At 71.1% G+C, this 12,107-nt stretch carries 15 protein-coding genes and 1 pseudogene; 7 read left to right on the top strand and 9 right to left on the bottom strand.

Annotation, left to right across the window (positions count from 1 at the left end):
• From AC27LF_RS44810 to AC27LF_RS44800, 3 genes are all read right to left on the bottom strand, one after another.
• On the bottom strand, positions 1-1,055 hold a 1,055-nt coding region (locus tag AC27LF_RS44810; RefSeq protein WP_487231303.1), incomplete at its 3' end, for a DUF2637 domain-containing protein.
• Positions 1,052-1,297 (bottom strand): hypothetical protein, encoded by a 246-nt coding sequence (locus tag AC27LF_RS44805; protein ID WP_479665041.1) that lies wholly within the window; start codon positions 1,295-1,297, stop codon positions 1,052-1,054. The genes AC27LF_RS44810 and AC27LF_RS44805, both read right to left, overlap by 4 nt.
• 103 nt (positions 1,298-1,400) lie before the next feature.
• Positions 1,401-1,808, bottom strand: a complete 408-nt coding sequence (locus AC27LF_RS44800) for an RNA polymerase sigma factor (RefSeq protein ID WP_479665040.1) — start codon at positions 1,806-1,808, stop codon at positions 1,401-1,403.
• Between the two features lie 232 nt (positions 1,809-2,040).
• On the opposite strand from AC27LF_RS44800, the gene AC27LF_RS44795 reads away from it, so the two are divergent.
• The 7 genes from AC27LF_RS44795 to AC27LF_RS44765 all read left to right on the top strand — a co-directional run bounded on the left by AC27LF_RS44795 (position 2,041) and on the right by AC27LF_RS44765 (position 5,784).
• Positions 2,041-2,796: a GntR family transcriptional regulator gene (locus AC27LF_RS44795; protein ID WP_479665039.1), complete on the top strand. Its 756-nt coding sequence runs from the start codon at positions 2,041-2,043 to the stop codon at positions 2,794-2,796.
• A gap of 7 nt (positions 2,797-2,803) precedes the next feature.
• A complete protein-coding gene (locus tag AC27LF_RS44790) occupies positions 2,804-3,346 on the top strand; it encodes a GNAT family N-acetyltransferase (protein ID WP_487227874.1) in 543 nt (180 codons plus the stop codon).
• Between the two features lie 931 nt (positions 3,347-4,277).
• Positions 4,278-4,511, top strand: coding sequence for a hypothetical protein (locus AC27LF_RS44785; protein ID WP_479665052.1), 234 nt, complete (start codon positions 4,278-4,280; stop codon positions 4,509-4,511).
• Positions 4,508-4,987, top strand: a complete 480-nt coding sequence (locus tag AC27LF_RS44780) for a hypothetical protein (RefSeq protein WP_479665051.1) — start codon at positions 4,508-4,510, stop codon at positions 4,985-4,987. Before AC27LF_RS44785 ends, AC27LF_RS44780 begins: the two co-directional genes overlap by 4 nt.
• Entirely contained in the window at positions 4,987-5,166 is a 180-nt protein-coding gene (locus tag AC27LF_RS44775) for a hypothetical protein (RefSeq protein WP_479665050.1), read from the top strand. The genes AC27LF_RS44780 and AC27LF_RS44775 overlap by 1 nt, the downstream gene beginning before the upstream one ends.
• Before the next feature lie 104 nt (positions 5,167-5,270).
• The gene (locus AC27LF_RS44770) at positions 5,271-5,462 is read left to right on the top strand and encodes a hypothetical protein (RefSeq protein ID WP_479665049.1); all 192 of its coding nucleotides are present in this window, start codon (positions 5,271-5,273) and stop codon (positions 5,460-5,462) included.
• Between the two features lie 106 nt (positions 5,463-5,568).
• The gene (locus AC27LF_RS44765) at positions 5,569-5,784 is read left to right on the top strand and encodes a hypothetical protein (RefSeq protein ID WP_479665048.1); all 216 of its coding nucleotides are present in this window, start codon (positions 5,569-5,571) and stop codon (positions 5,782-5,784) included.
• A gap of 320 nt (positions 5,785-6,104) precedes the next feature.
• Here the strand turns inward: AC27LF_RS44765 and AC27LF_RS44760 are convergent, their stop codons facing one another.
• The 6 genes and pseudogenes from AC27LF_RS44760 to AC27LF_RS44735 form a co-directional block, all read right to left on the bottom strand.
• Positions 6,105-6,329, bottom strand: coding sequence for a hypothetical protein (locus tag AC27LF_RS44760; protein WP_479665047.1), 225 nt, complete (start codon positions 6,327-6,329; stop codon positions 6,105-6,107).
• Between the two features lie 47 nt (positions 6,330-6,376).
• Positions 6,377-7,756, bottom strand: a complete 1,380-nt coding sequence (locus AC27LF_RS44755) for a rep family protein (RefSeq protein WP_479665046.1) — start codon at positions 7,754-7,756, stop codon at positions 6,377-6,379.
• Positions 7,757-8,383: 627 nt separating this feature from the next.
• Positions 8,384-8,719, bottom strand: coding sequence for a DUF7739 domain-containing protein (locus tag AC27LF_RS44750; protein ID WP_479665045.1), 336 nt, complete (start codon positions 8,717-8,719; stop codon positions 8,384-8,386).
• On the bottom strand, positions 8,716-9,294 hold the full coding sequence (locus AC27LF_RS44745; protein WP_479665044.1) for a DUF6197 family protein: 579 nt from the start codon (positions 9,292-9,294) through the stop codon (positions 8,716-8,718). Before AC27LF_RS44745 ends, AC27LF_RS44750 begins: the two co-directional genes overlap by 4 nt.
• Before the next feature lie 239 nt (positions 9,295-9,533).
• Positions 9,534-11,840 (bottom strand): FtsK/SpoIIIE domain-containing protein, encoded by a 2,307-nt coding sequence (locus AC27LF_RS44740; protein WP_479665043.1) that lies wholly within the window; start codon positions 11,838-11,840, stop codon positions 9,534-9,536.
• Positions 11,841-11,923: 83 nt separating this feature from the next.
• Positions 11,924-12,107: pseudogene (locus AC27LF_RS44735) on the bottom strand (DUF2637 domain-containing protein); the annotation flags it as partial.

Here is a 12,107-nt window from a genome sequence, read left to right as displayed (position 1 = left end):
GGGACGGCCGTCCCGGACGTCTTCTCCGACCCCGTCTCGGAGGGGCTCTCGGAGCCGTACAGCCCAATTCCCGCTTGGGTTTTGGCGCTCGGGGCGATCTCCCGGAAGGGGTTGAACTGAGCGGCCTTGAGGCCGGTCTCCAACAGCTCCGGGCGAACGTGCTCGCCAAGCTCGAACGCGGCCCCGAGCTGAACCGTGGCGTTGGTCGCCTGTGCGTACAGCTCGGCCGACATCGCGGGCTCGGCGCCGGTGGTGATGCGCCATGCGGCGGCGAACGCCGTCTCGTCGTCCAGGGCGCCGTACGGCATCGCGGACTTGAGCCGGTCGGCCTGCTCGGCGATCTCCTTGTGGTGCTTGCGGCGGGCGGCCAGGTGGTCCTTGCGGGCCTTCTCCTCGCGCTTCTGCGCCCGGGTCTTGCCGTGGCTGCCGTGGGTCTTCAGGTCCCAGATGTAGATCGCGAACAGGCTGGAACCACCGAGGACGAACGCCACCCACGGGTGAGCGGCGTACTGCTCAAGGCCGTGCCAGAAGTTCACTGCGGCGGCGGCGCAGGCGGTCATCCAGGTGGCGATCCGGTACTTGCGGGGCTCGCGGCCGGCGTCTTCGGCCTGCTTGCCCATGAAGGTGATCGCCCAGGCGCCGCCTTCGAGCATCGCGGCCAGCAGCGCGGCCATCGCGCCGTTGACGCTGGCTCCGGTGAGCGCACCGACCTGGGAGACCAGGGCGGGAACGATCGAGGCCACCATCACGAACGCCACGAACAGCGTCGCCGGGTTCGTCTTCAGCCAGCGGCGCAGCTTCGCCCGCTTCGCCGCCCTCGCGGCAGCGCGGGCCGCCTTCTTCGCGTCGCGGATCTTCTGGTCGGCCTGCTCCTGGCGGCGCTTGGCCTCGGCGTCCTTGCGCTCCTGCTCGCGCTTCGCCGCCGCGTCCTCGCGCTTCTGCTGAGCGTCGATCTCCTTCGCCCGCAGCTGCGCGTCCAGCATCAGGCGCCGGTCCTCGCGGGCCTGCTCGGCGGCGGCGGCCTGGTCGGCCCGGCGTTCCTCGCGGTAGCTCATCGCGAACCTCCCTCGGTCGCAGTGGCGTTCGTGGACAGAGCGGCGGCAAGGTCGGCGCGCAGCCGCAGGGACATCGGGTCGACACCGGCCCACCGGGAGAAGCCCCGAGCGCCGGCGGACACCGTGCGGGCAAGGCCCTCGGTCATGAGGCTGGCCAGGGCCGCCGATCCGGCGACCAGGCCCGCGAGGATCTCCAGCACCGCCAGGACGAACAGCACGAGGTGCACGAGGGAGGTCCTCATCGCTGACCACCCCCGCGGCCCTGCTCGCTGCGCTTGTTGGCGTCCGCGACCTTGCGGCTCAGTTCGTCGCGCTCTTCGTCCGTGAGGCGTAACGGCATGCGGTTCACGCGGCGACCCCCAGCGGGGCCGGGGAGTCGGCCAGCATCGCGCGGACGGTCAGGTCGGCGATCGCGTATGCCTCGGCGGAGTGGTCGACCGGGAGGCGCCGGGCCTCGAACCAGTCGGTCGTGTCGACGGGGGTCTCGCTCGCGGAGAACTTGCGGAAGTGGTGCGAGATGACCTGGCGGGCGATGGTGGCCAGCAGGCCCCACACGCGGTCGTCCAACTCGCGCCCCTGCAGGGTGTAGCTGCGGTACAGCCTCAGGAACGTCTCCTGCGCCAGGTCCTCAGCCAGGTGCCAGTCGCGCCGGTCCAGACGGCTGGCGATGAAGCCAGTGACACGTCCGGAGTAGGCGGCGAAGACCTCGGCGAAGTCGTTCGCGGGGCTCTGTGCAGCGGTAACGTCGTTCACGGGTCGTGCTCCCTTCATGGAACGGCCCAAACGGAGCCCCCGGCGTGCCAGCGTCGGGGGTTCTTGCATGCCAAGCTGTGCCGACTTTGGTACTAAACTCTGCCGACACGCAGAACGCTACACGACTTAGGTGGCTAGTCGTCAAGAGTTGTGTACTCAAGGCGAGTTGACTTGCCCCGAGGGTCTTCGACTTGAGTACCAAAGTCGCCTGATTGCGGGTAAGGTGCGCGGCATGACGCAGACAGCCGACAGTCGGGTTACGGCCCGATCCATCGCAGACGACATCCGGGACCAGATCCGGGACGGCAGCCTGGGACCTGGAGAAGCGCTCCCCACGACCCGGGAGCTCTCGGAGCTCTACGGCGTGACCATGAAGACGGTCAGCTCGGGTATCGACTTGCTCAAGGCCGAGGGCCTCGTCGTCGGGGAGCGGGGCGGGCGTCGGCGCGTTCGGTCAGACCGCCCCATCACCTGGAACCTCACCCGGTTCGAGCGGGGCAAGCGCCGAGACTCCGCAGCGATGGACGACTGGTCGACTGCCATCAAGGAGGCGGGCAGAGAACCCGCTCAGCACGTTCAGGTGCTCACCGCTCCGGCATCCAAGGAAGTCTCCGGATGGCTGCGCGTCGAGCCCGGTACAGACGTGGTGATCCGAGAGCGGATGCGCACCGTTGACGGCCGACCCTTCCAGCTCTCCACCAGCTACTTCCCAGCGTCCATCGCGGCCGGCACTCCGTTGACCGAAGAAGGCGACGTCGCGATGCCGGGCGGCATCCTCAAGGCGATCGGGCACCCGCAGCTGCACGTTCGCGATGAGATCACCGTGCGCATGCCGAGCCCTGAAGAGTCCGCGCGGCTGGGCCTTCCCCCTGGGACCCCCGTTGCCCAGCATGTACGCATCGGCTTTGGAGAACTCGGCCCAGTCCGTGCCATGGTGACCATCGCGCCCGGAGACCGGCACGTCCTGGTCTACGAACTGGAAGTGTGAGCACCACGTGGGATACCGCATCCGCCCTGCCAGCCCGAGCGACGTCCGCGACCTGATGCAGCTACGCACCGAGGCCGAGGCATGGCTGGCGCTCAGGGGTACAGATCAGTGGTCCGACCCCGAGACCGGAAGTCGTGCGATCTCCAAGTGGCGCGAGGCAATCGACGACGGCCGCACCTGGGTCCTGACCACCGAGGACGGCATGACTGTTGGAACGGTCAGCCGCGGGCCTGCCGACAGGGACTTCTGGCATGAGGACGACAGGCCAGAAACGGCGTTCTACCTGTACAAGCTGATGACCAGCCGCGCCGTAGCCGGGTGTGGCCTGGGCAGCCTCGCACTCGACTGGGCATGCCGAGTTGCCTCCCTTGAGGCCCGCCCCTGGGTCCGGCTCGACTGCTGGCGGACGAACACCGAACTCCAGACCTACTACGAGAAGCTGGGCTTCACCCACGTGCGGACGGAGGCGCCAGCACACCGCAAGAGCGGTTGGCTGGGACAACGCCCGTCCGACCTGCTCCTTAACGAGGACATTCTCCGTCCCTGGTGACACGCCTCCACTGCCCGCCCGCCTCAGCCGAGGCGGGCTTTCGCACGTCGTGGGGCGGCTACTCGCCGGGGTTTACGCGCGCCTGCCCTGCCGACTGCGGCTCTCGCTGTTGTGCGCGTCGGCACGGGCGGCGGGGAGGGGAGGGGGATCCGTGGCGCTGAGCGGCCGTCTGGCGGTCCGGAGTCGGGGCTGGGCGCCGTTCCCCCGCCGTCGCGGCGCTGGGCTGCGTGAGGCGACCTGACGCCCCGTCTCGGGCTGGTGGGGAGCTGGCTGCTGCCGCGATGTGGCCGGGCGCCGTGGGGGCGCTCCGCTCAGCGCGGGCTCGTCGTGGCCGGCGGTCCGGCTACTCGCCGTCGAGGGGGAGCTGTTCGGGGCGGGCGGTGCCGGGGGGCGGCGGCAGCAGGGAGTGCCGGCGCTTCCCGCTGCCAGGGGGCGGTGGGAGGGGCAGCGACGTGCGCTGCGGTGGCGGGGGTACCGGATCTGCGGGCCGCTTCGCAGGGGGTGTGACCTGCGATTTCGGAAAGTCACGTGACTTTGCTGAAGCATCGTCACGTGACTTTCCTCGGGTCGTTTCGGCATCGTCACGTGACTTTCTTCCGTCCCGTGCTTCGGCTTCTTCGGCCCGGCCCTTCATGTACGCCCGGACCAGACGGTCGGAGAGCTTGCGGCCCTCGTAGGCGCGTTGGACGCAGGAGCGGGAGCAGTAGGCCCGCGGCTTGGTGCCCCGGCTCGGCGGCACCGGGCCCTTGCCGCACCAGGCGCACAGGCGCTCCCCGCTGGAGTCGGTCGGCTGATCACTCATGGGGCCAGACAGTACGCGGCGGGTCTTGTGGCGCGGCACGTAGGGCACGCCGAAGGTGACGCGCAACCTGATTCACTCGTTCAGATTGAACCACTTGTTTAGTCTGACTGAGTGTGTCAGTCTGAACGCATGACGCAGAAGACACCGGCCCAACTGCGGGCCCAAGCGGAGAAGGCGATCACACCGCTGGGACAGAAGCGGATCCGCCTCCTGGCCCAGCTCGAAGAGATCGACCGGGACTTGCGTCCGCTGATCGCCGAGGCGGTCCGGATGGAAGTCCCCTACCGCCGGATCAACGAGCTGACGGCCGTCGCGCCGAACACGGCGCGGTCGTGGGCGAAGCCGAAGGAGGACGCGCGATGACCGAGCAACACGACCAGTGGAAGGCGCTGGAGATCCGCCGACCCGGCGATGTGCCGCCCGCGACACCGCTGTCCTGGCTGGCCGCGAAGGAGACCGAGCACGCGCAGCGGCTGTTCAACAACCTGCTGCCCGCCGACTTTCCGCACGAGGTCGAGCGCGGCACCGCCGACGACGCCCTGGCCGTCCTCGCGCTGCGGGAGTCCATCCGCCGCGAGGTCGAGTACGGGACCGGCAACCGCGTGCACGAGGCCCTGACGCTGGGGGCGACCTGGGCTCAGGTGGCCGCCGCATTGGACGTCGACCCGGGCCGGGCGCGCGAGTTGCTGCGGGCGTACGCCGACGGCCAGCACCGCATGTGGGTCCGGAACCAGGAGGACGGCATCAAGCCCTTCGGCCTCAGCGCCGACCAGCACGCCGCCGCGCTCGTGCTCTGCGAGCTGGGTGACGACGAGACCGCCCGGCAGGAGAGCCGCTGATGTTCACCGCCATCGTCGCCGTGCTGGGCACCCTCGCCGGGTCGCTCCTGACCGGCGCTCTCCAGCACTACAGCCAGCGGGCCGCCCGCCGTGCCGAGGTCGAGGCGGCCCGCCGCGAGCACGCCATCGCCAAGACCGACGAACTCGTCGCGGCCGCCGGCCGCTGCCTCGCTGCCTGACCCCGCACCACCGAGCCCCGCCCGGCCAACCGGCCCGGCGGGGCTCCGTCGTCCCCGGCCGCCGCCGTCGCGTACGTCACCGACCCCCGCTGTACGTCTCCGAGATGACGTACGCCGACGACCGCCAGGAGCACGAAGCCGACGGCGCACCTCTAGCACTTTTGCGCCCCGGACCGGTCCTCGAACAGATCGCCCGCACCTTGCATCACAACCGACCGGCCGTCGTCATCGTCATCATCACGGGCTCCCACACCCTTGCATTCGTCATCCCATGGCGCGCGTACGCGTACGCGTAAGAACCGCGCTGCGCGTCAAAGCTCTTGCATTCACGACCGCACGAGCGCGGGACATCTCTTGCAACTCGGTTCGGGGTCCTCGGGCGAGGCCCGGCAGACTCCCGTCATGAGCACCCCACGACGTCGACTCGGCACCGGACCGAGCGCCACCAGGAGCACGCCGACCACCGACCCGGGCCCGCGGCTGTTGGCCGCCGAACGAGTCGAGCCGGGGGCACTCCTGGGGGAAGTCGAGCACCGCGACGTCGTCGACCGGAAAGGCCGGCGGAACCTCGGGCCGGGCGTCACCGCGGCGCCGGAAGAGGGTCCTGTGGGGAAGTAATCGGCGCGGTTCGGCGTCGCCGTACGGCATCGACCGCGCAGGTCGGCCCCCTTGACCAAGGTCCGCGCCCGGCACCGCATGAGGCGCCTTGTAGGGCGCCCTGGAGATTCCCCCCGGACCGCCCTCGGTCGGGGCTGCTGGAGTCTCCAAACGGATAACTTGCTCGGCTCGCCGTGCTCCTGGTGGCGGCCGACGCCGGGCAGATGGCGGCAGCAAGTTGTGGGTCACTGATATCAGTAACGGCCCGGCCGGGGACGGCCGAACGCCCCGCCGGCCGTTCGGCAGGCGGGGCGTTCTGGGGTCGGTAGACCGTCCGGCTGCTAGTCCCAGCCGGGGACGTGCTTGCCCGGCCGGAGGGTTCGCCAGCCTTCCCGACGCCAGTTCTCCTCAGTGATCCTCACGGGAGTGTCGGTGCCCTTGGCGATGCCGCCGCTGCGGGTGACACCGACATAGACGCGCCCCTCTGGGCCGTCCTCGATCGCATCGAGCCGGAAGAAGTACGAGTACCCGTCGTCTGTCGACTCGAAGATTCGCAGTGCGGTCATGAGCCCTCCTCATGTGGTGTGAGCGAGTTAGTGCTTACTGGGGTCAGTTACGCGGTCGGTCGGGGACCGGGGACGGTCCGGCGGGCGAGGTGCCGGCGGGCGCGGTCGCGGGCCGCGGCGGGGTCGTCTTCGTGGTCCTGGTCGTCGTTCTCGCGGCGGCGTCGTGCAGCTGCTTCCTCGCGTCTGAGGGCGAGGGATTCGAGCATCGTGCTGTACGCCTCGGCGACTTCGGCAGAGGTGAGCACGACGACCGTGTCGGCGACGTCGGCGAGCACCAGGACCTCGCGGACGCGCTCGCCCATGGCGGCCGGGTCGGTGTTGCCGTCGGTGCCCTCGGCGGCCTCCGTCGCAGCGAGGTCGAGGGCGCGGCGGGCGACCGCGGACCACCCGCCCTCGGTGACCGCGACGCCGGCGCGCAGCTCGCCGCCCTCGGCGTCGGCCGCCAGGAGCAGGTCGAGGTCGTCGTCTTCGGTGTCGCCGCCCTCGATGCCGAGGATCTGGCGCAGGTAGCGGGTCCACTCGATCGCGCGGCGGCCCTTGGTCGCGCGCTCGTACTCGTGCCAGCGGGCGAGGTTCCACTCCAGCGGGCCCTGACCGGCCGCGTCGTCCTCGGGGACGCCGCCGGTGAGGTCGCCGATCCGGCCGAGCAGTTCGAACGGCGCGACGTTGCCGTGTCCGGCGGTCTTCAGGTCGGCGCGGGCGAGTTCGAGTGCCGGCGCCTTGCCGTCCTGGGTCTTGGCGATGTACTCGGCGAGGTCGTTGGCGTCGCGCTCGGTCTCCAGCCGCTTGAAGTCGACGCCGTGCTTCTGGTCGGGCGTGAAATCCGGGTTGACCTTGCGCAGGGCGCCGGTCCACACCGACCGCCACTGTCCCTGCCATTCGGCGAGCGCGTTCTCGGTCGGCTCGAAGACGTCGACCACCCGCTTCTCCCCGCGTTCGCCCTCGGTCCGGCCGCCGACGAACACGATCGCGTGGATGTGCGGGTGCCAGCCGTTGGCCTGACCGACGGTCACCTCGGTCGCGCGGATCATCCCGACGTACCCGATGCGGTCCCGGATGCCCTCGCGGTCACGGTGCCGGTCCCCGTCCGAAGACCGTCTCCCGGCCCACGTGCCGCCCGTGATGAGCCTCTGGTAGGCCCCGGGCCGCCTCGGGGTGTCTGGGCCCCTCCTGGTGCCCTGGAGGGCGTCCATGAGGTCAGCCAGGCGGTCGGTGTGGCCGTGCCGGGCGGTGAACGTCACGAGGTAGGCGGTGCCGCCCCGGCGGACCCACTCCACCACGGCGGTGGTGATCTCCTCGGCCCGCTTGTGGCGGATCGTCGCGGCGCAGACCGGGCAGAGCCAGATCCTGCCGCACCGCATCAGCCCGAGGACCACGGAGGTCCCGGCGGCGGTCTGCGCGACGATCACGCCGGACGCGGGGTCCATCAGGGCCCGTCCGCAGCCCTTGCACGCCCCGTCGCCGGTGATCCGCCACAGCGTCCGTCGGCGTGCGTACCGCTCGTGCTTCCGGGCCCGGGCGGCGTCCTCGCGGGACGTCGGCGAACCCGCCGCGTCCCTTTTTGCCCCCGCCGACGTTTCCGCAGGTCGGAGGGGTGCGGGAAACTCTGTTGTTTCTTTCCCAAGGCGCGACACGTTTTGGGTCGCGGACGCGCCGTCGGCGGCTTCCCGTTCGATCTTGGCGATCATGCGCTTCGCGCGCTGCCTGCAGGCGTTCGAGCAGTACACGCGCGGGCGTTTGCCGGGCGTGTGGGTGATCGGAGCCCCGCAGAGACAGCGAGGACCACCCTCCCGCGTGGCGGCACGCGAGGTGGTGGGTGTTGCAGACGCCGAAGCGTCCCTTACGCTGGGCACAGACGAGTCCCTTGGTCGCTAGCCGGGTGGACGTCAGAAACGGCTCGGGATTAGGCCCCCGGGCCGTTTCGCTTTGCTGGGGGTGATCCTGCCACTTCGTGTGGCGGGCGTTCCCCCCGCCGCGCCTGACGGCCCTTGGGGCTGGTGTGACTTGACGGGCCGAAAGAAGCCCCGCCGCATGCACGGCAGGGCTTCTGCGGTTCAGGCAGTGGTGGTTGGGGTCCAGGTCCAGGGGTCGCCGTCGGCGCCAGCGCGGGCGGCGGCGTCTCCGAGGCGCATCGCCCAGGCGGCGACCTTGGGGCGGGTGTAGCGGCTGCGGGCGATGCGGTGAAGCAGACCCGCCATCACCACGGCCTGGTCGGCAGGGACTTCCTGCTCGCCCTCGCCCGCGCGCTTCAGCAGCTGCATGAGCGGGCGCCGGTCGTTGTACGAGGCGACGCCCTGGGCGTAGTCGGCGACCTGCTGGAGTGCCTTGAGGTCGTACTGGTCATGGCCGAAGAAGTCGGCACCGTGGGAGACGACAACGTGCGTGCTCATCGGCGGGCCCCCTGGGCTGCGTCGCGGATGAGGGCGAGGACCTGGTCGCGGGTGCGGTCGGGGGCGTCGTTCCACTGGTGGTAGGGCTGGCTGATGCCGCGGGCGGCGAGGACGCCCTGGAGGTGACCGGCGGCGGCCGTCACGGTGTGGTCGTCGCCGTAGCCGAGGCGGTAGAGGACGGCCTGGGCTCCGAGGATGCAGCGGCGTCCGGTACGGCTGCGGTAGGTGCCCTGGGTCCAGCCGTACCGCTCGATCACGAGGGCGGTCAGTTCCAGGTGTTCGGCCGGGGTGACGGTGCGGCCGTAGCCGCCATGGAGCTGGCGCACGAGGGGGACAGAGAGCACCCAGTCCGGCAGGAGCCGCAGCAGCCGCGGGGGTTCGGTGAACGCGGGCGCCGGCGCCGTGGCGGCGGCCGGGGTGCCGAGCGCCTCGGAGATCAGTTCGGCCGTCGTCTTGGTGACGAGGGGGTGGGCGGTGGTGCGGACCCGGGCGGCGAGGTAGTGCTCGATCTCGGCGACCAGGAGGTCGGCGGACAGCTCCAGATCGGGCGCTTCGGGGGTGGTGGCGACGGTCATGATGCCGACTCCTCAGAGGGTCGCTATGTACTGGTTCGGTCTAGTACGTGATCCCGGACAGGGCGCGGACGGCCGCGCGTTGTCGCAGGTCAGCGAGGTGGGGTTCCCGGACGACTGGGGGCCGGACCCGGACGCGGAGTGTCCAGGAGTCGGGTCCGCGGTCCGGGTCGGACTCCGCCCGGCACCCACTCAAAGCGGGGCATATCCGGGCAGGGGTCCGGGGGTTGTCCGGGTGGGTATCAGGCGGTAAGCCCGAATCGGTCGGCGATCGTGGCCGTGATCCGGGCCAGCGGGTAGCCCGCCACGCGGCTGCCCTCCCAGGCCCTCTTGGTCTTGTCTGCCTCGGTCCGCACCACCAGGGCGCCGAGCCGTTCGGCGGTCACGGCGTCGTGGCCGGCCGACCGCAATTCCTCCAGCAGGACGGAGCCGGGCAGCCAGTCGACGGTGAGCGCGTCGACGTCGGCGTCGGGCTTGCCCGCGGCGCGGGCCTTGTCCTTCGCGTCCTGCTCCCAGGCGGCGAACACGTCGACCAGAGCGGCCAGGACCACGGCGTCGTCGCCGCCCTTCTCCCGGAGCTGGTCGGCCAGCGAGAGCGGGGCGCGGGGCAGGGTCCCGGCCTTGCGCCGGTGGTCGGTCGCCCTCTCCAGCAGCTCGTTGACCTGGTCGTCGTCGTAGTAGTCGGCGCGGACCATCACGGGGTTCTGGCCCTCGGCCCACAGAAGGCCGGCGCCTCGCATCTCGGCCTGGATGGTCTTCGCGGAGTAGCCGGACGCGGCGGCGCCCTTGCCCAGGATCGTGTCGGACGCCTCGGGTGTGGTGCAGCGCAGCGCCCAGCGGATGGACAGCAGGTCCCGCAGGCTGGTGTCGACCACGTCGGAGCCGGGCTTCTGGGTGGCGCAGAAGGTGATGATCCCGGCCGCGCGACCACGGCTGACGAGGTTCCGCAGCAGCTTGGTGATCTTCTTCCCGTACTCGTCGTCGGTCGTGTAGAACATCAGCTCATCCACCCAGATGAGCTTCTGCCGCAGCTCCGGGTGACGGTTCGCCAGGTCCTCAGTGACCTTGCGCTTGCCGAGCTTCTTCAGCAGCGCGTAGCGGCGCTTCATGTCGGCGACCTGGTCCAGGAGCAGCTCGTGGAACGCCTCCGGGTCGGCGTCGCCCTCGAAGCACTCGCAGAGGTGCTCGAACGGTTCCAGGTCGCCGCCGCCCTTGCCGTCTGCCAGCACGAGAATCACCCGCGGGTCCAGGGCCGCCGCCAGCAGAATGACGTTGCCTGACGCAGACTTGCCCGCGCCCGGCTCGCCGCCGATCAGCCCGGAGCGCTCCACCACGCTGATGGAGATGGCCAGTCCGCGGACGTCCGGGCCGATCGCGATCGGACCCCAGAAGTTCGCGGCGGCTTCCAGCGCGAGCAGCGGCCCGGCGGACGCCTTCTCCGTGAACGGGAGCTCCCGCGAGACGTACAGCTCCACCCGTCCGGAGCGGCCCCGCTTGGTGACGGAGACCTGGGCTTCTTCGACGCCGAACGCGGCGGCCAGTTCGTCGGTCGCGCGGACTGCCCGCTTGGCCGGGACGCCGGGGGGCAGGTCGACCACCGCCGACCAGGCGCCTCGGGTGTCCAGCATCGGCATCTGCACCACGCGCAGCGTCTCCTCGCTGCCGATGACCTTCGCCGCGCGGAAGCACTGGTCGAGCATCGGCGCGGTCATCACGTCGCCGTCGCCGAGGGAGCGCCAGTCCGTGGACCAGTCGGCGTCATCGGTGTAGGGCTTGCGTCCGGCGAACGCGCCGCCCGCGAACGTGGCCAGGGCGCCGGCCGCCGCGCCGAGCCAGCCGGTCATCACGTAGCCGCCGCCGATCGCGGCCAGCGGCGGGCCGTAGACGACACCTGCGCGCAGGTTGCGGGCGCGGTTGCGGTCCTTGCGCGCCTTCTTGTGCAGGAGCACCGCCTCCTCGGCAATCTTGGTCGCCTTCTCCGACGCCTTGAGGGCGAGTTCCTTCTTCGAGCCCATCAGGGCCGGGGTGTAGCGGGCGGTGCGGGCGGCGGCGCGGGCCTGCCGGGTGGCGGTGTGGGCGGCGTGGGCGGCGCTCTGCACGCGGACGCCCTCGAAGCCGACGACCCACTCGTGCATGCGCCGGGTCCCCCGACCGAACTGGGCCACGTGGCCCTGGGCGGTCTTCTGCCGGCGGACCCAGCGGCGGGCGGCCCGGCGGCGGGCACGGTAGGTGACACCGGCGAACGCGGCCCATCCCTCGGGCGACTTCATCCAGGCCGGGATGAGCGGCGCGTCGTCGAACGCGTCGAGGTCCACGACCTTCTCAACCGCGGCCGCGGGGGCGGCCGGGGTGGCGTCGGCCAGGACGCGGCGCGCGGAGTCGAGGACGACGGTGTCGGCGGCCGGGTCGACCGCGGGGACGTCGTCGGCAACGGACGCGGCCCCGCCGGCGGGGACGTCGGTCTTGGACCAGTCCCAGGCGTGGGGCAGGTAGCTGACGGTCCCGCCCTCGGGGCGGGCGGTGGGCTCTTCGGTGAGGTGCTCGGTCATGCTGTGCGTGCCTCCTGGTGAGGTGCGGGGCCCGGCCGGTTGCTGGCAGGCGTGGGCACGGGCCCCGCGTGATCGGTGGTGGGTCAGGCGACGTGCAGCTTGCGTTCGGCGATGACGCGGTCACGGAGCTTCAGCGCGTCCTCGCGGCGGATCTGGAGCTTCTTCGCGAGGCCCGCAGCGGAGATCTGCTTGCCTTCCGCGACGAGTTCGGCGGCGGCGGCCAGGGCGTCCGGCATGAGCGCGTCCAGCTCCTCATCGGAGCGGCCG

The sequence above is a fragment of the Streptomyces diversicolor genome, from assembly GCF_057537855.1.
This window is presented reverse-complemented; position numbering and strand designations above follow the sequence as displayed.